This window comes from Nostoc sphaeroides (assembly GCF_003443655.1).
Lineage (GTDB): Bacteria > Cyanobacteriota > Cyanobacteriia > Cyanobacteriales > Nostocaceae > Nostoc > Nostoc sphaeroides.
The window spans coordinates 6,280,696-6,306,847 of the sequence record NZ_CP031941.1; the positions used below are offsets into that span (position 1 = coordinate 6,280,696).

The window sequence follows — 26,152 nt, forward strand, 5'->3', positions numbered from 1 at the left end:
ACAGCTAAAGAAGTAAAATAACCATCAAAGACTCATCGGCGAGTATCAAAGACTCGTCCACGAGTATCAAAGACTCGTCCACGAGTATCAAAGACTCATTCACGAGTATCAAAGACTCATTCACGAGTATCAAAGACTCATCGGCGAGTATCAAAGACTCATTCACGAGTATCAAAGACTCGTCCGCGAGTATCAAAGACTCATTCACGAGTATTAAAGGCTCATCAGCGAGTATCAAAGACTCATTAACGGAGTTCCGAACCTCATTAATGTGGACTAAAACCCAAGTCTGGAAAGAATTTAGTCCTCTGAAGAGGACTTTCGCTATTAGCCAGAGGTTTCTAACCTGTGGCAGTTGTTCGGATTAGTGCAAAATATTAGTAGTTGCGAGATTTTCCAGCGAATCAGGGGCATTATATATAATTTTCGTTGACAGGGGAACCTCAGTATGGCTAACACGCCTCAACGTTTCCTTGAAAAAATCCGAGAAGCGAAAGAGAAAAAGCTTAAAGAATTAGATTTAAGCGGTAATTGGGATGCTCATTTCGACGAAACATTAACAGAGATTCCTGCTGAGGTGTTTGAACTGGAATGGTTGGAGGTTTTAAATTTAAGGGGCAACCAATTAACGACGCTGCCAGAAGCGATCGCCAAACTGCAACAACTCACTTCCCTGAATTTAAGCGACAACAAATTAACGACGCTGCCAGATGCGATCGCCAAACTGCAACAACTCACTTCCCTGAATTTAAGCGACAACAAATTAACGACGCTGCCAGATGCGATCGCCAAACTGGAACAACTCACTTCCCTGGATTTAAGCGAAAACCAATTAACGACGTTGCCAGAAGCGATCGCCCACCTGCAACAACTCACCACCCTGGATTTAAGCCGCAACCAATTAACCACTCTGCCAGAAGCGATCGCCAAACTGCAACAACTCACTACCCTGGATTTAATCCGCAACAAATTAACGACACTGCCAGAAGCGATCGCCCGCCTGCAACAACTCACTTCCTTGAATTTAAGGGGCAACGAATTAACGACACTGCCAAAAGCGATCGCCCGCCTGCAAAAACTCACTTCCTTGAATTTAAGCGGCAACCGATTAAGGACACTGCCAGAAGCGATCACCCGCCTGCAACAACTCACTTCTCTGAATTTAAGCGTCAACGAATTAAGGACACTGCCAGAAGCGATCACCCGCCTGCAACAACTCACTTCCCTATATTTAACCCACAACCGATTAAGGACACTGCCAGAAGCAATCACCCGCCTGCAACAACTCACTTCCCTAGATTTAAGCAGCAACCAATTAACGACGCTGCCAGAAGCGATCGCCCGCCTGCAACAACTCGCTTCCCTGAATTTAACCCACAACCCCATCGAAAAGCCGCCACCAGAAATTGTTGAACAAGGTATTGAGGCAATTAAAGATTATTTCCGACAACTAGAAGCAGAAGGCAAAGATTATCTGTATGAAGCAAAGTTACTAATTGTCGGCGAAGCAGGAGCAGGGAAGACAACACAGGCGAAGAAAATTGAAAACCAAAATTATCAACTCCGAGAGGAAGACTCTACGAAGGGAATTGAGGTTATCCAGTGGCGTTTCCCAATGGAAAATGGGCGAGAGTTTCGAGTCAACATCTGGGACTTTGGGGGGCAAGAGATTTACCATGCTACTCACCAGTTTTTCCTCACCAAGCGTTCCCTCTACGTTTTAGTGGCAGATACCCGCAAGCAAGACACAGATTTTTATTACTGGTTGAATGTAGTGGAACTGTTGAGTGATAACAGTCCGCTGTTAATCATCAAAAATGAGAAGCAAGACCGCCACCGAGAGATTAATGAACTCCAGTTACGAGGGCAGTTTACTAATTTGAAGGAGACTTTACCAACAAACCTTGCTACCAACAGAGGTTTAGAACAAGTTTTAGAACAAATCAAGCATTACGTTAAAAACCTACCCCATATTGGCAGTCCGCTCCCAAAAACCTGGGTTAGAGTCCGGGAAGCTATGGAGAGTGACGTACGCAATTACATCGGCTTGGATGAATACCTGAACATCTGCCAACAAAATGGGTTCACCCAACGAAATGACAAGTTGCAGTTGAGCAGCTATCTGCACGATTTGGGAGTATCCTTGCACTTCCAGGAAGACGCACTTTTGAACAAGACCGTCATCCTCAAGCCAAAGTGGGGAACTGATGCAGTCTACAAGTTGCTGGATAATGAAAAGGTGATTGGCAACTTGGGCAGTTTCACACGGTCTGATTTGGCAAACATCTGGTGTGAAGACGAATACGCCACCATGCACGATGAACTATTGCGCCTGATGATCAACTTCAAGCTATGCTACGAAATTCCTAAAAGCAAAGGAAAGTATATTGCCCCACAACTGCTATCTGCAAATCAACCCTCCTATGACTGGAATCAAACCAACAACTTGATTCTGCGTTACACTTACGAGTTCATGCCCAAGGGCATCATCAGCCAATTCATCGTCGCCATCCATGAGTTGATAAATGAACAACAATGTGTCTGGAAAAGCGGCGTCGTTCTCAGCAAAGACCAGACGAAGGCAGAGGTGATTGAATATTACGGTAAGCGGGAGATTAAGATTCGATTCTCAGGTCGTCACAAAAGAGATTTGATGACCATAGTTACACATGAATTCGATAAAATTCATGACTCGTACCAGCGACTGAAGTACAACAAGTTAATCCCCTGTAATTGCCACACCTGCAAAGATAGCCAAGAACCACACTTTTACTTTTTTGAGATATTGCGACAGTTTGTAGCTGATAAGCAAGAAGGCATTCAATGTCAAAAAAGCTATCAAATGGTTGATGTCTTGGGCTTAATTGATGATGTGATGAATAGAAGAGAGTTACTGAAAGCAGAACAGCAGATGGGTGGTGATTTTCTGCCTAATCCTTCTGAAACAAGAAGGGAAAATGTCGTTGTAACAATTAATAATGTAATTCAGCCATCAAAGCAAGAGAATAATTTTATGACAGAACCATCTAAACAGGAAAATAATTCTAAACCAGAAGTGCAGGTTACGCTTCCATTTGCTTTTCGCAATGGAATGTTCTATTTATTTGTCTTTGTAGTTGTATTTTGTTTAATTGCATTTTTTGGTGGTTCGTTACCATTTCATTATCTAGCTTTAGCAATTATTGGGACAGCAATATTTATCGTCTTAATCGGCGTTCTGCAACTTCGTCAAGATAACCGCCTTTCTGAGAAATCTTTTGTAGATTTAACAAAAATGGTACTAGAACAGTTGCCTTTAATTAGCAATATTATTAAGCAGTTTCAAGGCAACAAATAAAAGCCCCAGCGAATGGAATTCCCGGCTATACAAACAAAGTCCGCCTGCGCGGACTAAGAGGATGTTTCTACCCGCCCTTTTCACTTTAATAATGATACAAATACGCTCTTTTGGGGCTTGTCTTTGCCCATTGGTGTCAACTTAATGTGAAACCCTTGTCAAAACGTGATATTCAGTTCTTTGGCTTCTGATCACGATCCGCGTTACCCCACCCTAACCCTCCCCTTGGAAAGGGGAGGGAACTGGATTTTCTTGTTTCCCCCCTTTACAAGGGGGGATTAAGGGGGGTAAAACGCCTGTGGGATAAGCGTTTGTGAAGTTGACACCTATGGGCAATGCCATGCCCCTACGAGAAATCTATATGTATCAGGATTTTCGTGAATTGGTATAACCGTCCTTTTCCCTTACAACAAATTACGATTACTGTTCTTCACCTTTCTCCTGAAGGAGCGATCGCCAATCTGCGATCGCCTTCTCTGTCCACAACCAATTTTTAGCTAATTTATCTACCTGGAAATTTACTGGATCAGACTTAATTACCAATTGTCGCAACTTGATCGCTTCATTTAGATATTGTGTCTGCTTACCATTAGATTGGCTCAGTGCAGATTTATACAGTCCCAGAGCTAAACCAGCATAAGAAGTTAAAGCATCTTGAGGGACTGTAGATGTTGAGCCTGTTTTCTGTTCTTTAAGAGCTAAATTCAAAGCCTTAAACCAAGAATCATTACCTCGATTCAGATTACCTTCAGTGTAGTAAGCAAATCCCAAAGCGTTATTGTATAAAAGCGATTCGGGATTAGCTTTTGCAGCAGTTTCCCAGTAACGGCGGGCATCATCGACGCTATAGTTATTGTTTCCCGCTTGGATAGACTGCCAAGCTAATCGTCCCTTGTAAAAGTTCACCGATGGATCGTCAGCTTGTTTACTTGAAATCAGTTTCAGGGAAGCTTCAGCCGCAGTCAATGCGCCACGATTGAGTAGTTCTTCTACAGCCAATAACCCACTTCGCAAGTCGCCCTGGCTCAATTTTTCTGTAGCGGTGGCGGTGACAATTCCAGTCTCTGCTACCTGTAAGTCGGGATTTTGCTGCTTTTTAATGGGTAAAGACTGGGTGGGAATTACTGGGATGTTAGGCAGAATTGGCTGCTGGGTTCGATGCCACCACCAATTTAAAGCGATCGCAGCTGCTAACGCACTGATCCCCACAATACCCACAATCGGCCACAGCTGGCGGCGACGGGTACGATTTCTTGGTGGCGGTGGTTGCGAACGCAAAAAATCAGCAGAATTTTCCCTATTTCCCTCAACGTTCCCAGCAGTTTGAGGCGGCGGTGTTGGCGCTTCTCCCCACAAATCTGTTTCCTCTTGCGAAGAAGTCCTTTCTTCGGAAACGTGGCTTTGCTGAAGACTATTTTCTGAAATTTGTTGATCCAGTTCAGTTGGAGCTTTTTGGTTATCTAGCTGACGAAATAAATCCGAAACGATCGCACAATCTTCTGCATAGCTTGGGTCATCATACTCAATTTCATCAACAAGATCGCCCCAAGTATCTTCACCTAGCCAGTCCAACCCAGAATCACGCGCCAAACCAGAAGGAATCATATCTTCCATTCCTAAAGGCATCTCGCTATCGTCTGCCATAGCAGAGTACATTGTGGAAGTTATACCTAAAGGCGAACCATACTGGTTGGGCGACTTTGCACTTTCCGATAACTCAGTTTCCTGGCTCAGAAAACCGTCAAATTCTGGCTGGAGATACAAAATCGGTAATGCCCAATACATCTGGTGAGAACCATAAGCAGAAATTAATCCTTGGCGCACCCGACTGACACATAAATCTACTGGATATCCCTGACTCAAGTTGCGGTAAAATAATTGCGTGAGCGTCAACGCCACTTCATCAGGAATCCGTTCTGACATCGCCAAAACGCTTCTAATTCCGCGCTTCACCAGACTTTCTGCCAGATTTCGTTCCCCAGTATCTCCAGAGGAATCTGATGCGGCTGTGTACGCCCCCAAGCAGGAGTTAAACACTGCCATTTGGATGTTATTGTTGACGAGCAAACCAGCTAGATCGTCCCCAGTCAAGATTTCCGTTAAGCCAGTTCTGCGACTAGCAAGATAAATTTCTCCGCCATTGGAACCTAAGTTACTATGACCAGAGTAGTGGAGAACATGGTATCTGCCTTGTTCTAGAGCTTGTGTCAGTTCTTCCCGCCCTGGTTGATCTAACACAGTTAGTTCAATTTCTGGTAACCAATTGCTATTTTCAGCAATTCGTGGTATACGGTGAAGTTCCGCTTGCAGTTTGATAGCTTCCTGTTTTTGTAAGTCAAGGCGGACTTGATCTGAGGGAGAAGCGATTACCATCAATACTTTGACACCACCTTGTTGTAGTGGTGTGGGCATATTTTGGGATCGCATTGGCGAAGCCCCCAAAATTCCACTTTGAAAGCGAGAAAAAGCGACATAAGGCCCGGTAGCCAGAGGGCGATCGCCAGCGTGCATCACTTCCCAAGGCAGACGAGCTAATCTAGTGTCTTTTAGCCCCAAGCGCAAGCGTAATACTTGTTGATGGTTCTGAGCAATACCTTGGGCAGTAATCCAACTATCCCTGAGAGTGCCTTGAAATAGGGCGTTATAAAATTGTTGACCCAACGCCACCAAATTAACAGAGTTTCTGGCGATATCGCTTTCGTGTCCGCCAGAGGCGAATGGATCTCCCTGCAACACCGACTTCAACGGATCATTCATCAAATGCCCAGCAGTTATCAACCAATCAGCTACAGGCCAAGTCACCAATTCTTCTGCCAATGGTACTCCAGGCGCGACTTGTTCCGTCCGCACCAAGTAGTCATTTCGCCCTACAGGAGTTACCGAAATGTGGAATTCCTGGGTCACAGTTTCTCCTGTCTGCCTCCTAAATCTGGTTTGAAACGCGAAAGTTTCAAGTCGATTTTTCGCTTCCTCTGATAAATTAGATGCATCCCACCCCTGAATGTTTCTGATTCTAAGCTGATGCGCGTCTAAACTATATAAACACGATGTCGTTAACTGTTGACTGTTGACTGTTGACTGTTGACGGGTTTTCAGTCATCAGTCATCAGTCATCAGGTAAATGTACAATATTATTTGCGTAACAGCTTAGTTGTTTTGCTTTTTCTGCCTTTACAACTTTATCCGGATTGGATTACTTGCGACTAGAACACTTAATTGGTAGATGCACCTTGATCTTCAACTCCCCTAGTTGGCTAAAACCCACTGGGGGTTTTTTTTAATTTTGGCAAACAACAGCAACTTTTGACGCAGATATTCTCTACCAGAAAATAGTGCTTAACCCTAGAATACTTGATTAGTAGATAGGATGTACCTTGATTTTTAACTCCCCTAATTTAGTTAATATCCGCTCTTGTTTTTTTGACACAAGAGAAGAATCAATTTTCTCAGAAATTTATCCGGAGGATGGTGGTTAAACCTAGAACATTTAATTGGTAGATGCACCCTGATAACTAGCTCCCCTGGTTGGCTAACGCCCACTGGGGGGTTTTTTATTACTCAATAAGCACAAAACTTACACACTAAAAGCCTGAAACATATCTAAATGAGCTTACGCCAGTTGCTTCTCCTGTTCCAAGACGCTCTTGCTAGCAAGCTTTAATACCATTTCACTTTAATAATGATAGGACTTACGCAAAATATCTCTCAAACTCTGATTTCTCCGTGCTCGGTTATTGAGCGAAGTCGAAATACTGTGCCTCTGCGGTTCGTTATTCCGTAAATCGTGCGTAAGTCCTAAATGATACAAATACACTCTTTTGGGGCATGGCATTGCCATGCCCTTACGAGAAATCTATACGTATCAGGATTTTCGTGAATTGATATAAGAGTCGGGGGACAAGCCCAGGAACCCTTTGAGTAGTTCCACACCTACGCATTCCTGCGTTGCTAGGACTACGCTAAGAGCAACGTACTGGCTCCCCCGAAAAAGGGGGAACTCTAAGAGCTAACTTTTTCAGGGGTTTGAGGATCTTTTGTGCGTAAGTAAGCCCTAAAGCAACAATCATCCCTAACACACCCATTATTTAAGGCAGCGCACCAGTCATTTAATTGGCAAATTAGTCCTGATAACTAACCCCTCTGAGGTTTTTCTTTGAGAAACAAACAGTAATAAATTCAACTTCTGCTAATTTATCCGGTAGCGACCCATTTACTGTAGAAAAGATTATTGGTAGATGCACCCTGATAACTCACTCCCCTAGTTGGCTAACACCCATTAGGGGTTTTTTTCTAGTTGCCGCAGCTACGCCCGTCGTAGACATTGCCATCAACCCTGATTTTGACGATTTTCTCCGGAAGATACTGGCTACCCCTAGAAAACGATTACTGGTAGATGCACCCTGATAACTCACTCCCCTAGTTAGGTTAACACCAACTGGGGGTTTTTTTATTTAAAAAAATAAATGACCTTTGTCCAAATTTATCCGGAGTATGGTGTTCAACCTGAGAACATTTAATTGGTAGATGCACCCTGATAACTAACTCCCCTGGTTGGCTAACACCCACTGGGGGTTTTTTTTGGCTTAGATGCGTAGCGGCTCTTGTCGTTAGACATTGCCCACATAACTAGAGTGCATCACTATACTTGTTGCTACTGCTGGTAGAGCTTGAGTATCCTGATGTTGCTAGGATAAAGCATAATGCGATCGCCCCGTCTCTGAATCGCTTTCTTTTTATTATGAGCTACAGATGCCATACCAAAATGATTGCTATGATATTTAATCATATTCTTAATTTTTTTTCTACATTTTAACCCTCACTCCCAAAAAATTGCCAAGAATGACCACCTATATGGTAATATTTCATGGCGTTATGTTAAAAAACTTTGCTTAGAACCAAAGAGTCGTCAACCCATGAGTTTAGCTGTAATTAAGTTCTCTTCAGAAGAGTGCGGCATTTGCCACAAAATGTCTTTTTATGACAAAAAGGTGGCAGAAGAACTGGGTTTAGAATTTATAGATGTAAAAATGCAGGATACGGCTGCTTACCGCAAGTATCGCAAGATTTTATTAACTCAGTATCCCGATAAATCAGAAATGGGATGGCCTACTTACATCATCTGTAATTCTCCAGAAGGGGAATTTCAGATTGTGGGTGAAGTAAAAGGAGGCCATCCCAAAGGGGAGTTTAGAAGTCGTCTTCAAGAGGTTCTAAATTCCCCAGCTAGTCAGAACTAAATTACCTCAAAAGATTTAACCTCTAGGACAGGGCCAATCATGGCAGCTGTCATGATATCTTCACGTACCTGTCCTTTAACTTTTGCTTTTTGTCCGGCTTTGAGTAAGTCTTTGTCAGCCCCTCTGAGGATTTCGTAAGTAACGCCCTCTTCTGTGACTAAGGCCCATGCGCCTGTGCCAATATCACGGCGTTCGATCGTACCTGTAAGTGTAATGCTCATAAATATTGCTGAGTGCTGAGTGGGGGAGTTAGGAGTTAGGAGTTAGGAGTTAGGAGTTAGGAGTTAGGAGTTAGGAGTTATAAAAATTTTTCCCCATGCCCAATGCCCCATTCCCAATTCCTTACTTTGCATTTATGCAATTTTTTCTTCGTTTTTCAATGCTAAACGAGCTAGTCCATAACAGATTAGGGCATTAGCAATGAGGAAGAGGCTTGCTAGGTGACCACTTCCCAAACCCATAACTGCTGGATCGAAAAACGCACTTACTGTCAAGCAGGCTGCTACACCTAAGGTTGAACCAATGGCAAACCATCTCCAACTAGGATGTCCCAGCAGCAATGCCATTAACACAATGGGAATCAGTACGCTAGCAAATAGGGGATTCAATGCATCGGTTCCCTGGAGAGTATTGCCAAGTTCGGGAATTGAACTCCCCAAAACCCGGAAAGGCCACTGGGGAAGATCAAAAATATAGATTCCTTTGAGGAAGAATAACCCAGAACTACCAGCGATTAGTCCACTAGATAAAGACCAACTCCAAGTAAAGGGGAAGTAAACCCGTAAAAACCAAGCTAGTAGATAGGAACCAACTACCATTAAAATCTTGGGTAACAGTGCGATCGCACCACCATCAATCCAAAAGCCGGGGTTAAGATAGCCGCTATCCCTTAACCACCTAAAGAAATCAGGAAAACTGATTTGTCCGCTAAAGGCTAGTTTGACTGCTGCTTCTGCATTGAGTTGTCCAGCGCCATAATAGTTCAAGCCATCATCCTGGATAACTCGCGCTGACTGTTTGAGGACTTTTAACACTTCATCTGGTTCTTTGATGCCAGCAGCTTTGATTAATGCCGCAACACCCGCAACGTGGGGAGAAGCCATGCTTGTACCCTGGAAACCCAGAAATACCCCTTCGCCCTTTTCGTCGATAGTTTCTTGCAGAATCTTACCAGCTTCACTACCACCAGGAGCAGAGATATCTACCCCAGCACCAAAGTTAGAATAGGGCGCTCTTTCGCCATCTGGGCCAATTGCGGAAACGCCGATTACGTAGGGATAGCGGGCTGGATAGCTTGCCCCATTGGCGTTTTCATTCCCGGCTGCGGCAATGATAACTACGCCTTTTCTATGGGCATACTCGATCGCTTCTTTCATCAACTGGCTTTCACCACCACCGCCCAAGCTCATATTAATCACATCTGCGCCTTTATCGGCGGCAAATTTAATCGCTTCGGCAATATCGGCCACAGTACCGCCACCATAAGAACTGAGTACCTTCAGAGGCATCAAACTGGCTTCATAAGCAATTCCAGCTACGCCATATTTATTATTTGTGGCTTGGGCTATAGTTCCGGCAACATGAGTACCGTGACCATTATCGTCTGTGGCTTCTTCTCGGTCGTTAACGAAATCATAGCCTTTGACGAATTTTGTCTCATACAAGTCGCGCACCTTAGTAATACCGGTGTCTATTACTGCAACTGTGATGCCACTGCCTTTAGTTTGACTCCATGCGCCTTCAATGCCGATTTTGTGCAAGTTCCACTGCTTGCTGTAATATTGGTCATTGGGGCCAGTTAATGAGGGGCTTGTCTCATCATCATCTTCTTGGGGTCTTAAAAATTCTCCAAGCCAAGCTGCTTGACCGGGTTGGGGAATCTTGCTGTAGATATAGTTTGGTTCAATGAATTCTGTAGCTTGGGCAAACTGAGATTTTTTCAGTTCTTTGAGCCGTTGCCGATCGCCTTTGATAATATAGACATGATCTTTTTTGGAAAACTTGTTGTCTAATTGGGGTGTAACGTTGTATTGTTTGGCGATCGCTTGCAGATCCTGTTCCACCACCAGTGATGGAATATCTTCTCGAAAATCAAGCAAAATCGTCTCAAACTCTCCTTTAGCTGCCAATCCCTGAAAATTCAGGAAACCAAATATGGCAGATCCTAGCCCAATGACAAACAAGCACAATAATATAAGCTTTCTCATATTAACTCATCACCGCTTTTTGCCAGTTTGCTCACTACCATAACTTATCTCCATCCTTTAGTGGTGGATTTTGCACTTTTAGTTACAAGTTTCAGTCAAGACAGGACTTTTTTAAACGATGGAACGTGGTCTTTTGTGGTTGCCCTTATTAGTAATGTTTTTCTGGTTGGCTTGGCAAGGCTCGAAGGAGTATCAAAAAGTTGAAGCCTATCGCGCTTGGGCAGAGCAATTTGAACGGGCTAAGTATGATATCTATTCAGTATTAGGTCAAAAAGGCAACAATTTAACATGGGGAAAACCCACGCCTAAAGGGCCTATTAAACTAGAAACATTCTCTTTGCTTGATGTAAAGGAAATATGTCTTTTGGTAGATGAAAAAAAAGTAGATTTAAAAAATCTACCGGAGAAAGGTCGTTCTATAGAGTTAGAATTTCTATTTTCCGAATCTCCTGATTCAGTGCGGGTTCCGTTTACAGAAATCCCTTTAGCAGGAGAATGGGGTAAATTTTTGCAGGGGGCGTTAGAAAGTTTGCGATCGCAAGCGAATCAGTAGTTATATTGAGTCTGGCGAATTATCTATCGAAGTAGGCATCATAGTGAAGTGAAAAAGTTCTTGAGCAGGAGAGCAATGAAGAAAAACTATCCAAAAGAGCATCTGTGCTTTCGCCTACAGGGCCAGGTTTGTACCCTACCCCCTGCCTCCTGCCCCCTGCCTCTGATCAAAAAACACAGCTAAACTGTGATAAAAGTGGAAGGTTGAGCCAAAAGTATACTTGCAGTGACATTATCCAACTTCGCCAACACTTGATTATCAGAACTATCCATAATAAAGGCTTGACTTCCTTGTTGATATATCGATAATTGACCGAACTTGAGACCACCTGACAACGCAAGCTTGTCCTTACCTATTTCAAAGTCAGTAATGGAGTCTGTACCCTCTCCAGAAGCCAATACAAAGGTGTCAGTGCCATAATCCCCTGTAAGTACATCTTTGCCTGCATCTCCATAAAGCCAGTCATTGCCTGTGCCCCCTAATAGTTGGTCATCACCGATACCACCAAATAACCTATCGTTACCGTTATCACCCGCAAGCTTGTCATTGCCGCTATCGCCATAGAGCAGGTCATCACCATCACCTCCCCAGAGACTATCGTTTCCGTCGCCTCCAAAAATTTGGTCATTTCTTAGATTACCTACAATGTTGTCGTTACCGCCAAACCCATAAATCTTGTTAGATGGGGCATGGCCTTTTAAGTACTCAGAGCTATCAGTGCCATTGAGAAGATAAGTTTCAGTAGCAAGAGCGGGTTTAACTGTGCCTTTGATGGCAAAGTTAAAAGGGCTTTCGTCACTATCGTTGTTGATCAAACTGAAACTGCCAGAATATGTTCCAGGTGTAGGTATATTTGTATTGAGTGCCACTGTTATATTCGTCGAAGCCTTGGCAGCCAAGCTATATGGACGAGTTCCTACCAAACTAAAGCCGTCGGGAAGTGTAAGATTACCTAAGTTTAGCGTAGCTGTACCGATGTTTTTGATGGTGAAAGTTTTGGTAGCGGTGCTGCCGAAAGTGACGTTGCCAAAGTCAATGGGAGTAGTGCTACCATCTGCAATGTTAACTGTGCTATTGAGAACTTGAATTTCGGGGGCAGGAGCGGGCTGAACTTTACCCCTAATGGCAAAATCAAAGGGGCTTTCGTTAGGATCGTTATTACTCAAACTGAACCTGCCACCGTATGTTCCAGATGTTTTTGTATTGAGTTCCACCGTTAGACTCGCCCAATTATTGACTGCCAAGGTAGCTGGAAGAGTTCCTACCAAACTAAAGCCGTTGGGGAGTGTAAGATTAGTCAGGTTGAGTGGAGCTTTACCGGTGTTCTTAATGGTAAAAGTTTGAAATACGGTGCTGCCGAAAGCGGCATCGCCAAAGTCAATGGGAGTGGTGCTGCCATCTATAATGTCAACTTTGTTATTGACAACTTCAATTTCGGGAGCATTAACTTTACCACTAATAACAAAGTTAAAGGGGCTTTCGTTACTATCGTTGTTGGTTAAACTGAAGCTGCCACTGTAGGTTCCGCCAGTGGTGGTATTTAGTGCCACTGTTATATTCGCCGAAGTCTTGGCAGCCACAGTAGATGGAAGAGTTCCTACCAAACTAAAGCCGTCGGGGAGTTTGAGATTACTCAGGTTGAGTGGAGCTATACCTGTATTTTTAATGGTAAAAGTTTTGGTTACGGTGCTGCCAGCAATGACCTCGCCAAAGTTAATGGCGGTAGTGCTTTTATCTGCAATGTCAACTGTGCCATCAAGAACTTGAATTTCGGGGTTAGGAGTCTTATTGGTGGGGGCTTCGGATACGCCAATATCAGTCAATACACTGCCGTCACCATCGCCATCTAGGGGAGTAATCTTAGTGACACTATTGAAAGCATTGGAACCACCATCGATCGCAGGACTTCCAGGTTTGAGCCTAAAGTCATGATTCGCTGCATTAACAAACAACGGGTCTTTGTTTAATACATTTCCTGATCCTGTGCCTTTCAAAGCTCCGTTGTAAGCAAGGTTATTGTCAAATGAAACATTACTCGAATTAACAATAGAATTAGCAGAATTTCCGTCGTTTGCATACATAATATTGTTAGAGGCATGAACATTTTTAGCAATGTTGATAAAGATTTCTCCAACCGACAGTTCAAGGGAATTTTTGTAAGTTGTATTATTCACAATGTCTATAGGGTTTTCTCCTTTGAAAATCTGAATACCTGCGCCACCATTGTTGTAAATTACGTTTTTACTAATTAAGGCTTTGCCCTGGTATGCAACATTTCCAATATAAGAACTGTCAAACATTATTCCATGACCCTCGGTTACTGTTCCTGCATTAATCCAAGGAACTAATTGTTTATTATCAAAGACAATGTTACCTCGAATAATTACTTTGTAATCTGTGTTGCTTTTGTCAGAGTTCCACAAATTAAGTAAACCAATTCCTTGAACACCGAAAGGCGAGTACCAACCATTTCCAGAAACAATATTGTTTTCTATTGTAATGTAATCTGCTTGAGTTGCTCCAATCCCACCGCCTGGAAACTTAGAAACGTTGTTATTGCTAATTGTGATGTGATGTGAACGTTGCTTTTCGCTGCCATCGATATATGTAACGCTGATGCCATTTCCAGATGTTGCTGGGTTATTCAAATTATCTTTATGTTCGAGGGCATATTCTAATGTAGTATCATCTCTTGCCCCCACCAGCTTTAGCCCATTAATGACTATATAAGAAGAGCCTGTAATTGAGATAGCATTCCAATTTTTATCGTGTGCTTCTATAACAGGAGTGTGTCCAGGATAAGCAGTAAATGTGATCGGCGCATTAACGGTACCGTGCTTATCTTCAATATTCAGGATATTAGGGTAAATATTTGTGTAAGTACCATTCATGACGTAGACGGTATCACCTGCCTTCACCAAATCTGCGGCTTGTTGGAGGGTGCGAAATGCAGATCCTTGTTTCAAACCATCATTTTTATCATTGCCTGTTCCAGAAACGTAATATGTTTTGCCAGCCATGAGATTAACTCCGAATGTTTATAAGGTGAATTGGTCTTACTTTCTCAGCAACAAACTATGTTGCTAAGTAGTTATTTGAATGGGTCATTTATCTGGACTTTTCAGGACAGTCGCAGTTGTGCGATCGCAACTTTAAATTGCGTCGTTTGTAGAAAAATTTTGTAATTAAAATTTCTCTTCTATCAACCCTTGATTGTTAAAGCAGAGATGTCGATATCGTCGATCATCAGTGTTTTATTAAGGGTGAACGGACGATTGCACGCAGACAAGGTAGCGCAAAGCCAAAGACGTTTATCTGTCTTATCTGCGTTCGTTGTTAGACATTCTGTGATTACCAAAGCTGAAGTTGAATACTCATATCTTCATTTGTGACAGCCGCGATCGTCATAGCCCGTCGTAGACATCGCTGCTATGGGCAAACCAGCTTTACTATCTGCTCTATTTCGATACGATGATCATAAATTGGCATAGTAATTCCTCTGAACTTTGTCCGTTGTCTTAGGTCAGGAGGTTGCCAAATCGGCATGGTAAAATGCACCCCTCGCTGATAACTGGAGACTTAAAGTTATAGTGGTCAAAGTTAAATTGCTTGAAACTTTTGTAGGTTGATCCCTTAAGTTAAGGGAACCAATGTAAGAACTTAGTCGAACCTGTTGTAAGCTGTGTAACTGAGCCTGGTGAACTCATGTATTAAAGCTAACCTTTACAAAAAGGGTTTCCATCAGTGAATGCGCTGAATATAGTTCGTTTTTTTACAACAATAGCGAAAAATATATGGAGGTTTGCTGCTGAAGTCCTGTTAATTTCCAGAGTGATATGGGAATAGAGAGGTCTTTGTGCAAGGATTTGATGAAGTTTCTCTAAAAATTTTTAAACTTAATCTTCATATACTATGAACACTAAAATAAACTCCAGAATACCCGTTGCTTTAACCATTGCTGGTTCAGATAGCGGTGGCGGTGCAGGAATTCAAGCTGATTTACGTACCTTTGCTTTTCACTGTGTCCACGGTACTAGCGCTATAACCTGCGTCACGGCACAAAACACGTTAGGAGTGAAGAGGGTTGACGCCATACCAACAGAGGCTGTTGTGGCGCAAATTCAGGCAGTAGTTGAAGATATTGGCGTACAAGCTGCCAAAACGGGAATGTTGCTTAATCAGGAAATTATCTTTGCTGTTGCCCAGCAGGTGGAAGCTTTACAAATCGATAATTTAGTAGTTGATCCGGTAATGGTGTCACGTACAGGGGCACAATTGATTGATGATGATGCTGTGAAGACTCTATGCCATGCCCTGATTCCCAAGGCGGTTGTAATCACGCCAAATCGCTACGAAGCCCAGATTTTAAGCGGTTTACAAATTAATTCTTTGGAGGATATGCAAGCCGCAGCTGAAATTATTCACAAGACTTTACGGACGAAAGCTGTTTTAGTCAAGGGCGGAGGTATGCAGGGAGATTTACGTGGTGTTGATATCTGGTTTGATGGGGACAAGTTGGAAGTTTTGACTGGCCAGCAAGTAGAGACAAAAAATACCCACGGTACTGGTTGTACACTATCGGCTGCGATCGCTGCTAATCTGGCTAAGGGAAAAGACTTGTGGCAGGCAGTGCAACAGGCAAAAGAGTATGTGACTACTGCACTCACTTACGCCCTAGATATTGGCGAAGGGCAAGGCCCTGTAGGACATTTCTTCCCATTGTTACGAAATTAACCGCTATCAAGGGGAGTGGGGAGTGGGGAGTGGGGAGGCAAGGGGAGAAAGAATAACTAATGACAAATGACAAATGACCAATGACCAATGACCAATGACTAATGACAAATGACAAATGACCAATGACTAATGACAAATAATAAATCTTTGCCCTTTCGCCATTTTTCTATTATTCTTGGGCATAGTTTCAGGGCTGACTATCTCTGTTAGCATCTCTGTACAACCTACTTACCTTGATTTTTAATACCAAGCCCCCGATGCGAACAACCATAGGTTCAGTTCACACAAATTCGCCAACACCCACTACTCAAGCCTACCCTCCCTCTGTACCACTATCTGTATATAGGGAATTGTCAACAGAGTTGCAAGCAGCGCAGGTGAAGCTACAGGCACTTACTACCAAAAATCAGGAATTAGCACAAGAAAATCAACTACTACGCCAAGAAATTACCAAAGTCGTTGAGTCTTTTTCTCATTTGCAAAAGTTTGTGGATTCCCATACTACGCCTAGTTATCACCAAGTCCCCCAAGCTTCTGGTGGCGTTAAAAATGCCGCTATGCCCCCAGCACAAGCGCGTCCACGTCAGCAGGTTTCTCGCCCACCTGTTATCCCCAAAACGCCACCCGAAAAAAGCCACCGCCAAGACTTTTCTACACCTGTAATGGAAATGAATTTCTCGATACCAGAACCAGTTTTTATAGAAGAGCAACAAGTAAGTTATTATTCCACTACTGAGCCAGATGCCAAGGGACTCAATGGCTGGTGGTTAATTATCACCATATTGTTAATCATGCTTACTGCCTTTAGTGCTGGATATTTCGTTGTGCGTCCCTTGTTTGAACATCAGAAACGTTAGTTGACAGCAGCACCAAGCTTTCGTGCTACCAAGCAATTTCTGTGCAATCACTCTCTAAAATATTTGAGTATATCTGCCAGATGGCGAAATTTGCTTATTTTAGCTTCTAAAAGCGACATAAAATGCTAAATTGATAGCAACTTTATTTATGTTAAAAGCTCAAAGATTATCCAATTAAATCCTTGGCGCTTTTCATATCCCAAACCCTCAGACAAAACATCTACACTTTAAAAAAGTGGTAATTATTACATATCTTTTAGGAAAAGCACTGCTAGTTACAGCTTCAGACTGCGGATCTGGTTAGATATATAAACGAAGCTAGTAGAAGTCAGGAGTTAAAAAGATGAAAAAAGTAGAAGCTATTATCCGCCCATTTAAGCTAGATGAGGTAAAAATTGCCTTGGTTAACGCTGGTATTGTCGGCATGACTGTTTCTGAAGTCCGGGGGTTCGGACGGCAGAAAGGCCAAACTGAACGGTATCGCGGTTCTGAGTACACCGTTGAGTTTCTACAAAAACTCAAAGTGGAAATCGTCGTTGATGACAATCAAGTTGATATGGTGGTGGACAAAATTATTGCTGCTGCCCGCACTGGTGAAATCGGCGATGGTAAAATTTTTATCTCGCCTGTTGAGCAAGTGATTCGGATTCGCACCGGGGAAAAGAACACAGAAGCAGTTTAACAGTTTCGCGTAATTCCCCTTCCTCAGCCGTTCGCGTAGCGTGTCGTAGACAAGGTAGGGAGGGGATGTAAGAGAGTCGAAAACGAAACGCCAAAGGTTGTTGAATTTTACCTACGTAGGACTTACGCACTGTACAAATGAATTATCTTATGTATTAACGTAAATAGGTTGTTTCAGGCATTTACAAACTATCCTTTGTTAGCCGCGATCGCAAAAAGATAGTTGAAAAATCTGGTTAAAAGCCTTGAAAAGCATACCTGTCATTTCGGCTTTCCTGTCAATGCGTAAGTACTACTACGGTAAAATCAGGTGATGGAGCAGTTGAGTTTTTGACAACATTAGCTTTTCGGATTTTCTTGAGCTAAGTCTGAGTCTTAGGAATCACCGCCCTAAAAGTGCGGTGAGGATGTCAAGAGGAAAGCTTTGATCGTCTCAAGCGATTCCACCGTTTACACGAATATTTTGCCCAGTGATCCACCTAGCTTCATCGCTAGCGAGGAATGCTACTACATCGGCAATTTCTTGCACATCTCCCAGTTTGCCAAAGGCAGCCATTTGGGCCAAACGGTCTATTTGTTCTTGTGTTTTGCCTTCTCGAAACAGTTCTGTATCGGTGGGGCCAGGAGAAATAGCATTAACTACGATCGCTTTTGCACCTAATTCTTTAGCTAGTACCCGCGTGATTTGTTCAACAGCACCCTTGGTTCCTACATAGGCACTATAAGTTGGCAGCATCATCGCCGTAGTTGATGAGGAAAAGTTGATAATCCGTCCGCCTTCTGCCATGTGTTGCGCGGCTTGTTGACAAGTAAAAAAAGTGCCTTTGACGTTAATAGCAAAAATCGCGTCAAAATCTTCTTCACTCACCTGATTAATTGGTTTATAGAAGGCAATTCCGGCATTGTTGACCAAAATATCCACTTTACCGAAGCGCTCAAGCGTTTGCTCAAATAACCGTTGGATGTCAGGTATTTTGCTAACATCAGCTTGTACGGCGATCGCCTCTACTCCCAGCTTTTCTATTTCTGCAACAACTTGTTCTGCTTTGCCTGTATTCCCCGCATAGTTGACGACAATAGATGCGCCGTTACCAGCTAATTTTAGTGCGATCGCTCGTCCAATTCCCCGCGATGCCCCAGTGATAATTGCAACTTTCCCGGCTATTGATGCCATAAATTAATCTAGTTTTATTTTGGTTCACCAAAGTGATTATCTGCTGTTAAAGTACTCTAGCAAGGTTAAATTTAGTCATTAGTCATTAGTCATTAGCTATTCTCCCCCTGCCTCCCCTGCTCCCTCATCTCCCTCATCCCCCGACTCCTCACTCCCCTTAATTAAGATTCTGGAACGATCGCAACACCATCCCTAAGATTGAGCAACCCTGAGATAATAACTTTATCTTCTGGCTGCAATCCTTCAATAACTTGGTAATTATTATCTTTGATCTCGCCTAGCTTTACTGGCTTTTGCCGAGCTACTTGTTGAGATACACCTTGGGGAGATGTTTCTGTTTCAACTACATAAACAAAAGTGTCTCCACCTACACGAGTCATTGCTGTTGTGGGAATTAAAACTCCGGGGCGCTGATTCCAGAACACTCTAGCCCTTACCAATTGATCTGCACGTAACTGCCCGTTAGGGTTGTCAAAAAGTGCTTTGATCAGTATTCCTTGGGTTTCATTACTAGCAGTAGGTGCAATGAAAAATACCCTACTTCTACCAAGTTTTTGACCTTGTGTGTTCATAACCTCCACTGGCATTCCCTTACGCAGTTGGGGCCCTTGCTGTAATGGCACAGAGATGTTAACTTCTAAAGGTCGATTTTGGGTGATATTAACTAATTGTGTAGAAGTATTAACTAAATCACCTACTTTCACAGCCATGTTGCCAACTGTGCCACTAAAGGGAGCGGTAATTTTGTCAGACTGGAGATTCCCTTGTTGTGGAATATTTACATTAGCTTGCTGCAAAGTTCTTTCAGCCTGCAATATGTTGGCTCTTTGTGCTTGAATTCTAGAATCAATTGCATCAAGATTAGTTTTAGCATTGGCGAGGCGATCGCCAAACTGATTGCGAGTTTGTCGAGACACGGCTCCTTCCTGGGCTAGGGTGACAAACTTTTCGTAATTCTGCTGGTACAATTGCACATTTGCAACATAGGATGGTCGTTGTGCTTCCAGAGATTTGAGTGTAGCGCGGGCATTTTCCAGTTGCACTAAAAATCCTTGAGGCACAGCATTGCTTTCATTGACACCTGCTTGTGATGTAGGATCTACTTGGAGAATTGCTGCTCCTGGTGCGATTGGATCTCCCGATTTGACAAATATTTGAGTAACTTGGCCCTGAATCCTTGGCTGGAGCGTGACTGAGCGCTGGGATTTTAGGCTAGCAATAAAATCTGAACTTTCCTCAATAATGCCGCTTTGTACTGTCGATATTTTGACTCTTACCCCTTGAGGTTGAGAATTAGCAGTTGAAGGTGCTGAATTTTGCGGAGTGAGCAAACGCCAAACTAGAGTTGCTGTGCCCCCTAACAATAGTAGTCCAACTAAAACCCAAAGCCACCGCCGTTTTCCAGAAGGTGGCTCAAATGAGGTTTGTGGAGCTTTTTCTCCAAAATCGGTTTGAGGCTCAGGGGATGTCATGGCTTTTGAGGAACTTAAGGAACAAATTAACTAGAATTAAATCAATATTTCATCTGTTGATATGGAAATTACTGATTTAGCATGAGGTTTTGTGGCAAATTATGTGTTATATCATCCAAATATACAGTTTTGATGATTCTGTCTAAATCTACCCAAAGGTCAATCCCTAATTTTCCATCAAGTTATCGTGAGCAGGGTTTGCTGGTGATGGCATACCCATGATTGCACTGTAAAAAGTCGGCGATCTAGCTGAATCAATAAATATATAAGTTAGTTAATCATATAGCTAGTTGACCAATTATTCCTTGATGGTACAGAGCAACTAAATTTATTTATGGATAGATAAATTTTAAACAATGCAGGGTTCAAGCCCCCCGATTTATCCGTGGGCTTTAATTGCGAATGGGCGAAAAAGCGAATTGCGAATTGTGCTGACTGTAGCTCAATCCCTTTAGAGGCTTTCTGGTCAAGCTTCCGATTAGAAAATTAACGGCTGAACTCTGCTTCTGGCAAGTCAACAAAAGCCTTACCAACAGTTACGTAGGGTAGTAATCCGAACAATTCAAGTTCAGGACTATGAGTAGATAAAGGTAAGCGAATACTACCAATGTCCTTTCGGCAACCAAGAAAAAATAATCGCCGCCTTAACTGGGGAGTACCAAAATCAGCAGCTAAAAGTACACCGACTGAGATGTTGTAACCCAAATTCGCCATCTTGTCCCAAATTTGCTGGTATAGTGTGCCACCTGCAATCCCTTTGAGATTAGATACATTTTCCATAACGAAAAAGGGTGGGTACAAGTACTCGACAAAACGTAAAAATTCATAAATCATACCACCTCGATTATCCTGAAAACCTTTTTGTTTACCTGCCTGACTGAAAGCTTGGCAGGGTGGCCCTCCAAAGACAATATCTGGTTTTTCAACTTCACCGGAAAACTTTTGCCATAGACTTAATGGGTTTTCTACAGTGGAAATATCATTTTCCAAAACGCAAATATCCCCACCAAAAAAACCACGCAATGTTGCACAAGCATCTGACCAACTATCGAGAGCTACCTTAGTTTCTATACTACCTGTAAGATAAGCACCAATATCCATACCTCCTGCGCCGCTAAATAGGCTGAAAGCTTTGAGGGAGCGATTTTCAAATCCTAGCGACTTTGCTTGCTGAACTAAAGATTTAAACACAGTTTCTGCAAGCGGTACAGGTACAGCATTACCTACCTGAAGCTGAGTACTTGTTAGCGTTCCCTCGAATTTAATATTGTCAGGAAACCCTTGTAAACGAGCTGCCTCTCGCACAGTAATAAATCGATTTTCATAGGGATGGACAAATTTATTGAAAATGTACCCTGTCACTGTTAATGAGGGTTTATCTGGATCAATACGAATTATTCTTAAATTTGGCCCACCTTGACGATTTGGATCGTCCTTGAGATAAAATTTAAAGCTATCGTGCCAAAGTTCTTCAGGCAAGTCCTGCATTTTTTGCCCAATTTTTAAGGCATCAATGCGCCTTTGTACATCGGAACCAACCCGTCTAGCAATGTGATTTGCAACCAATTTGCACGGACTATTAAAATTGGAAATTTTCTGAAATCCAGTCATCTCTTGATATACCAGGATTGGTAGCAGTGCGTTTGGCATTTTCCAAAGCTTGTTCAACCAGAATGGAGGTTAATGCTTCTTCATGGGGATTTACTTCCAGAGCTTTCACTCTTCCTAAAAGGTTGACTATCCAATCGGCTTTAACTGGTTCAGGTTGATTACTTTGCACTATTCTTTAAAGATACGATGTCTACGGGCTACGCCTACGCACTCATACTACACAAGAGCATAACAGCGATGGCGTTGCCAACGCCAAAGCCGATCGCACTCATAGACAGAACATTTATTCAACTAACTGTAATAACTGTTCCCACACTCTCATTCGCCAATCTATCCACTGCACACACTGCATAAGTTCCCGCTTGTTGGACGGTAGCGAAGGTTGTGCCAGCAGACAAAATTCGTTGAATTGTCCAAGTATCGCCGGTTTGCCGATAAAGTGTCCAAGAACGAACTGGCTGATTATCTCCAGGCTGCCAACTCAGTTTGCGGTTATTGACTTGTAGTTGAATAGGTGGAGGCGGGGGTGTTGTATCCTGCCAAGACAAAGTTGGAGCTAACGCAGGTTTGTTATAAAGCAGACTTTGGAATTTATCAGCAATGCCCTGACTATTTTCTGTCAAAACACCGACATTAAAGAAGATATTCCCTAATGATAAATTTCCAGCTTGGCTACGACTAATTTTCACCTGCTTTTCAATCTCATCACTCTCCCGACTCTTGTTGCTTGGTTCTGTCAGATTGTTACCAGCGTAAACGTGTCTTTGCTTTGTGTTTACCTCTGTCCACCACTTTAGCAACGCTGAATAACTTTGTTGTGGTTGGTCTGTGCGCCAGTAAAGTTGAGGCGCGATATAATCAATCCAGCCTTCTGCGAGCCATTTCTTCGCGTCGGCATACAGCACGTTGTAAGCATCTAACCCAGTAATACCAGTGGGTTGTCCGGGGCGATAAATCCCAAAGGGACTAATACCAAATTTAACGTCAGGTTTAGTTGTTTTAATTCCCAGCCAGAGGCGCTGTACCATTCTGTTAACATTATCTCGTCGCCAGTCGCCAAGGCTGAGTGTACCACCGGCTGCTTTATATGCAGCGTAGGTTTTATCATCGGGGAAAGGTTGTCCCTCAATAGGATATGGATAAAAATAATCATCTAAGTGAATGCCATCAACATCGTAGCGCTTCACTACATCGAGAATTACATTGTAAGCTCTATCTTGAACTATTTTCAGTCCTGGATCCATCCAGCGTTGAGTTTTCCACAAATAAACGCTTTCTGGATTGGTAGCTGCGATGTGGGGACGGACTGTTTTAGCTGGGTTGGTGGAAGTGCTAGCGCGGTAGGGGTTGAACCAAGCATGGAGTTCAATATTGCGTTTGTGACATTCTGCGATCGCAAACGCTAAAGGATCATAAAATGGTTCTGGTGCTTGACCCTGAGTTCCTGTAATCCAAGCACTCCAAGGCTCTAATTGAGATTCATATAAAGCGTCTCCCTCCGGTCGCACCTGGAAGATAAGGGCATTGAAGTTTAGCGCTTGTAATTTACTAATAATCTCGCTGAGTTCAGCTTTTTGTTCGGCAACAGAAAGTCCCGCCTTAGAAGGCCAATTACTATTCCACACAGATGCTACCCACGCTCCCCGAAATTCCCGACTATGATTTACCCTAACGCTACCGACAGGTGCGGGTGTCGGTGTCGGCGTTGGTGTGGGTATTGGCGTTGGTATGGGTATCGGTGTTGGTGTCGGTGCTGGCGGCTGCACTAAGTAACTAGAGGCAATTTTTTCTGCCTGACCTAAATACACCAAAGCTTGATAAATAATTACTGCCACATCTGCACGGGTGGCTGCAAGATTGGGATTGAGTAATTTGATATTTGGGAAACTAACTACTAATCCAGCGCTGGTGGCAATAGCTACCTGATTTCTACCATACCCAGGAATCTGAACAGAATCTTGATAAATTTGTGGGAGTTGTAAGAGGAGGTCAGGTTTTACTTTGGTGGCAATTTCTAAACCTCCTACTAAAGCAACTAAAACTTCCACCCTAGTAATTCGGTTAGCAAAACGGAAAGTTTTATCAGGAAACCCGCTAAGAAATGCTTTTTCGTAAGCTGCTTGAATGGCGGCTGCTGCCCAATAATTAGTGGGGACATCAACAAAGGGGACATACTGCCGCTTCTTGGAAACTGTCCCGAATGCATTGGCGATGATGGCGGCAAATTCAGCGCGGGTAACAGAGTTATCGGGGCGATAAGTACCGTTAGGCAACCCATTGACAATACGACGTTGGGCTAAGGCTGTAATAAATAAGCGTGCCCAATGGTTTTGAATATCCGAGAAGGGAGTAGCAATAGATACCATTGTTGAAAAGCAGCTAGCTGGCCTTGATTTTGATTTCCTTAGCTAATTTAGCAATATTTAGTAAACTGTCACTACTCAAGATGGGGCATCCCTTCTCTACGAGACGCTGCGCGAACGCTCAGGGCAAGTGGGCATTGGTCAATAATTAAATGGTTATGCAAAATTATTTATGTCATTGCGAACAAAGTGAAGCAATCCCAAAACCTTGTCAGCACAATTCGCTTTTTCGCCCATTCGCCCATTCGCAATTAAAGCCCCAGGATTTATCCGCTTGCTCTGAACCCTGCATTGTTTAAAATTTATCTATCCATAAATAAATTTAGTTGCTCTGTACCATCAAGGAATAATTGGTCATTGCGAGTGTAGCGCAGCGAAACGAAGCAATCACAATGTATATTTAATTTTGCACTACTACTTAATAGTTATTCTTCCATTGCTCCCCCTGCTCCCTCATTCCCCATTCCCCATCTACTAAGTAGGATTTGTAGCTTCATTACTAGGATTCGAGGTAGAACGCGCATTCAATGACAACATTACGCGGGAAATGCCAGTGAAAATAATGCTGACACCAACTAGTGTACCCAAAAGCCAGGGCGCATTAAAGGGCCACTGAAACCAAATCATTGCGCCTAAGACCAGTGTAATAATCCCATTACCTAGTATCCACGTCCAGTTCTCTTGCGGACGTAACTTAAATGCCAGAATTAACTCGAATGTACCTTCAGTCAGCAAAAAGGTACCAAGCAATAGAGTTAGTGTGAGAATACCTGTAAAAGGATAAACAAACAGCATTACACCCGTTGCAATATAAAGTCCGCTCAATAGAAGTTTCCAAATAAAACCTCCTTCGTGGCGGGTTTGAGTGGCATAAACTATTTTTGTAAATCCGGCGAAAATTAAAATTACGGCAATCCAAGTCTCGGCGAATAAGGTGGTGAAATTAGGGGCTGCGATCGCAATAACCCCTAAAATACTCAGTAGAACACCACTTATGAGTGACCCATTAACATCCTTCTTAATATCTCTAGAAACATCGGTTGTCATACAAATATTCTCCCTATTCTTAGACTAAACTCTACATTTAGGTTAGAGAATTTCTAAGTAACAAGGTATGAACCCTAAGATAGACTCATTAGTATTAACTTTATTGCGATCGCTACTAAAATTCACGACTATTGAAACACTAAACCAATCATCTTATGACATAAGCCTCATAGGATTTCTGCAAGCTTGCTGAGGTTTTCATAAACACCGATGAGACGATCTCCTTCAAGTTCAACAGAAGTATTTGGATAATTCTGAATGGCTCCAAGTAGTGTAACTTCGCCATTTTGTTGAATAGATGCACTTAAAGCACTTCGCAGCGCCTCCTGATTTAGTTGTCCTCCGGGAGGATGAACTACCTCACCAATTTGGTTAACCAAAACTGGCCCTGCCCAGCTAGACAGTAAACTATTTAAAAAGCCAGCATCAGCTTTTATTGGGGCTTTCAGTGCCTTACGAGCTACTGCGGGGTCTTGTTGCGCCGCCTGTAAATAAGCTCTTAATGTCGGGGTAGTCTTGCCAGTTTCTGTAAACTGAGTTAATTCTTGAACAGATATTTGCCCCTGAAAAGTACCATACTTTAAAACAACTTGCTCGGCAGCATTAGCATTAGCACTTGAAAGTAGAACAATAGCACCTACGCCTAAAGCTACTGTTTGAGTGACTAACTTACCGAATTTACTATTGTTTAATCGATTGATAAGTTGATAAATCTGCATTTTGTCTAACTTTAAGAATGGTGCGGAGTGTACATAGGCACAAAGTGCCCAAGCGTTATATTATTTCACGAAATTCCTGCTACAAATACATGATTAGGGATGTACAACTAGACGCCCCTACAGCCAATTTGTTGCAAAGATTATTGGAAATAGTGTTATT

Annotated in this window: 19 protein-coding genes; 6 read left to right on the plus strand and 13 right to left on the minus strand. The window is 42.8% G+C overall.

Annotated features, from left to right (window positions below):
* Positions 1–4: 4 nt before the first annotated feature.
* Positions 5–238, minus strand: a complete 234-nt coding sequence (locus D1367_RS28065) for a hypothetical protein (RefSeq protein WP_228674714.1) — start codon at positions 236–238, stop codon at positions 5–7.
* A gap of 210 nt (positions 239–448) precedes the next feature.
* Between D1367_RS28065 and D1367_RS28070 the strand changes: the two genes are divergently transcribed.
* Entirely contained in the window at positions 449–3,337 is a 2,889-nt protein-coding gene (locus D1367_RS28070; protein WP_118170224.1) for a COR domain-containing protein, read from the plus strand.
* A gap of 420 nt (positions 3,338–3,757) precedes the next feature.
* Here D1367_RS28070 and hetF read toward each other — a convergent pair whose 3' ends face one another.
* Both hetF and D1367_RS33010 read right to left on the minus strand, forming a co-directional pair.
* Positions 3,758–6,241 carry a cell division protein HetF gene (gene hetF, locus D1367_RS28075; protein WP_118170227.1) on the minus strand — a complete coding sequence of 828 codons (2,484 nt, stop codon included), beginning with the start codon at positions 6,239–6,241 and terminating at the stop codon, positions 3,758–3,760.
* A 1,747-nt stretch (positions 6,242–7,988) separates the two neighbouring features.
* Positions 7,989–8,123, minus strand: coding sequence for a hypothetical protein (locus D1367_RS33010; RefSeq protein WP_267255595.1), 135 nt, complete (start codon positions 8,121–8,123; stop codon positions 7,989–7,991).
* A 127-nt stretch (positions 8,124–8,250) separates the two neighbouring features.
* Here D1367_RS33010 and D1367_RS28080 point away from each other — a divergent pair, with 127 nt between their 5' ends.
* Entirely contained in the window at positions 8,251–8,574 is a 324-nt protein-coding gene (locus tag D1367_RS28080) for a thioredoxin family protein (protein WP_118170230.1), read from the plus strand.
* Here the strand turns inward: D1367_RS28080 and D1367_RS28085 are convergent.
* Together D1367_RS28085 and D1367_RS28090 are read right to left on the minus strand one after the other, a co-directional pair.
* Positions 8,571–8,795: a hypothetical protein gene (locus tag D1367_RS28085; protein WP_109008009.1), complete on the minus strand. Its 225-nt coding sequence runs from the start codon at positions 8,793–8,795 to the stop codon at positions 8,571–8,573. The genes D1367_RS28080 and D1367_RS28085 overlap by 4 nt on opposite strands.
* Positions 8,796–8,927: 132 nt before the next feature.
* Positions 8,928–10,781: a S8 family peptidase gene (locus tag D1367_RS28090; protein WP_118170233.1), complete on the minus strand. Its 1,854-nt coding sequence runs from the start codon at positions 10,779–10,781 to the stop codon at positions 8,928–8,930.
* 118 nt (positions 10,782–10,899) lie between these two features.
* On the opposite strand from D1367_RS28090, the gene D1367_RS28095 reads away from it, so the two are divergent.
* On the plus strand, positions 10,900–11,334 hold the full coding sequence (locus tag D1367_RS28095) for a hypothetical protein (RefSeq protein WP_118170238.1): 435 nt from the start codon (positions 10,900–10,902) through the stop codon (positions 11,332–11,334).
* A gap of 179 nt (positions 11,335–11,513) precedes the next feature.
* Here the strand turns inward: D1367_RS28095 and D1367_RS28100 are convergent, their stop codons facing one another.
* A complete protein-coding gene (locus D1367_RS28100; protein WP_118170242.1) occupies positions 11,514–14,354 on the minus strand; it encodes a choice-of-anchor D domain-containing protein in 2,841 nt (946 codons plus the stop codon).
* A gap of 892 nt (positions 14,355–15,246) precedes the next feature.
* Between D1367_RS28100 and thiD the strand changes: the two genes are divergently transcribed.
* The 3 genes from thiD to D1367_RS28115 all read left to right on the plus strand — a co-directional run bounded on the left by thiD (position 15,247) and on the right by D1367_RS28115 (position 17,607).
* Complete coding sequence (gene thiD / locus D1367_RS28105; RefSeq protein ID WP_118170246.1) at positions 15,247–16,068, plus strand: bifunctional hydroxymethylpyrimidine kinase/phosphomethylpyrimidine kinase; 822 nt, start codon at positions 15,247–15,249, stop codon at positions 16,066–16,068.
* Positions 16,069–16,325: 257 nt separating this feature from the next.
* Positions 16,326–16,925: a hypothetical protein gene (locus tag D1367_RS28110; RefSeq protein WP_118170251.1), complete on the plus strand. Its 600-nt coding sequence runs from the start codon at positions 16,326–16,328 to the stop codon at positions 16,923–16,925.
* A gap of 343 nt (positions 16,926–17,268) precedes the next feature.
* Positions 17,269–17,607, plus strand: a complete 339-nt coding sequence (locus D1367_RS28115) for a P-II family nitrogen regulator (RefSeq protein WP_012410794.1) — start codon at positions 17,269–17,271, stop codon at positions 17,605–17,607.
* 432 nt (positions 17,608–18,039) lie between these two features.
* Here the strand turns inward: D1367_RS28115 and D1367_RS28120 are convergent, their stop codons facing one another.
* From D1367_RS28120 to D1367_RS28150, 7 genes are all read right to left on the minus strand, one after another.
* Positions 18,040–18,780, minus strand: coding sequence for an SDR family oxidoreductase (locus D1367_RS28120; protein WP_118170255.1), 741 nt, complete (start codon positions 18,778–18,780; stop codon positions 18,040–18,042).
* A 161-nt stretch (positions 18,781–18,941) separates the two neighbouring features.
* Entirely contained in the window at positions 18,942–20,252 is a 1,311-nt protein-coding gene (locus tag D1367_RS28125) for an efflux RND transporter periplasmic adaptor subunit (RefSeq protein WP_118170259.1), read from the minus strand.
* Between the two features lie 486 nt (positions 20,253–20,738).
* Complete coding sequence (locus D1367_RS28130; protein ID WP_228674711.1) at positions 20,739–21,818, minus strand: DNA cytosine methyltransferase; 1,080 nt, start codon at positions 21,816–21,818, stop codon at positions 20,739–20,741.
* Positions 21,819–21,831: 13 nt separating this feature from the next.
* Positions 21,832–22,032: a hypothetical protein gene (locus tag D1367_RS28135; protein ID WP_118170270.1), complete on the minus strand. Its 201-nt coding sequence runs from the start codon at positions 22,030–22,032 to the stop codon at positions 21,832–21,834.
* A 118-nt stretch (positions 22,033–22,150) separates the two neighbouring features.
* Complete coding sequence (locus D1367_RS28140; RefSeq protein ID WP_118170274.1) at positions 22,151–24,229, minus strand: glycoside hydrolase family 10-like protein; 2,079 nt, start codon at positions 24,227–24,229, stop codon at positions 22,151–22,153.
* A 471-nt stretch (positions 24,230–24,700) separates the two neighbouring features.
* On the minus strand, positions 24,701–25,273 hold the full coding sequence (locus D1367_RS28145) for an HdeD family acid-resistance protein (protein ID WP_118170279.1): 573 nt from the start codon (positions 25,271–25,273) through the stop codon (positions 24,701–24,703).
* A gap of 167 nt (positions 25,274–25,440) precedes the next feature.
* Entirely contained in the window at positions 25,441–25,992 is a 552-nt protein-coding gene (locus tag D1367_RS28150) for an alpha/beta hydrolase (protein WP_118170283.1), read from the minus strand.
* Positions 25,993–26,152: the final 160 nt, after the last annotated feature.

Excerpts from the sequence above, each read along its gene's own strand:
- D1367_RS28070 (WP_118170224.1), top strand. The coding sequence starts at position 449 with ATGGCTAACACGCCTCAACGTTTCCTTGAAAAAATCCGAGAAGCGAAA.
- D1367_RS33010 (WP_267255595.1), bottom strand. The coding sequence starts at position 8,123 with ATGATTAAATATCATAGCAATCATTTTGGTATGGCATCTGTAGCTCAT.
- D1367_RS28080 (WP_118170230.1), top strand. The coding sequence starts at position 8,251 with ATGAGTTTAGCTGTAATTAAGTTCTCTTCAGAAGAGTGCGGCATTTGC.
- D1367_RS28085 (WP_109008009.1), bottom strand. The coding sequence starts at position 8,795 with ATGAGCATTACACTTACAGGTACGATCGAACGCCGTGATATTGGCACA.
- D1367_RS28090 (WP_118170233.1), bottom strand. The coding sequence starts at position 10,781 with ATGAGAAAGCTTATATTATTGTGCTTGTTTGTCATTGGGCTAGGATCT.
- D1367_RS28095 (WP_118170238.1), top strand. The coding sequence starts at position 10,900 with ATGGAACGTGGTCTTTTGTGGTTGCCCTTATTAGTAATGTTTTTCTGG.
- D1367_RS28100 (WP_118170242.1), bottom strand. The coding sequence starts at position 14,354 with ATGGCTGGCAAAACATATTACGTTTCTGGAACAGGCAATGATAAAAAT.
- thiD (WP_118170246.1), top strand. The coding sequence starts at position 15,247 with ATGAACACTAAAATAAACTCCAGAATACCCGTTGCTTTAACCATTGCT.
- D1367_RS28110 (WP_118170251.1), top strand. The coding sequence starts at position 16,326 with ATGCGAACAACCATAGGTTCAGTTCACACAAATTCGCCAACACCCACT.
- D1367_RS28115 (WP_012410794.1), top strand. The coding sequence starts at position 17,269 with ATGAAAAAAGTAGAAGCTATTATCCGCCCATTTAAGCTAGATGAGGTA.
- D1367_RS28120 (WP_118170255.1), bottom strand. The coding sequence starts at position 18,780 with ATGGCATCAATAGCCGGGAAAGTTGCAATTATCACTGGGGCATCGCGG.
- D1367_RS28125 (WP_118170259.1), bottom strand. The coding sequence starts at position 20,252 with ATGACATCCCCTGAGCCTCAAACCGATTTTGGAGAAAAAGCTCCACAA.
- D1367_RS28140 (WP_118170274.1), bottom strand. The coding sequence starts at position 24,229 with ATGGTATCTATTGCTACTCCCTTCTCGGATATTCAAAACCATTGGGCA.
- D1367_RS28145 (WP_118170279.1), bottom strand. The coding sequence starts at position 25,273 with ATGACAACCGATGTTTCTAGAGATATTAAGAAGGATGTTAATGGGTCA.
- D1367_RS28150 (WP_118170283.1), bottom strand. The coding sequence starts at position 25,992 with ATGCAGATTTATCAACTTATCAATCGATTAAACAATAGTAAATTCGGT.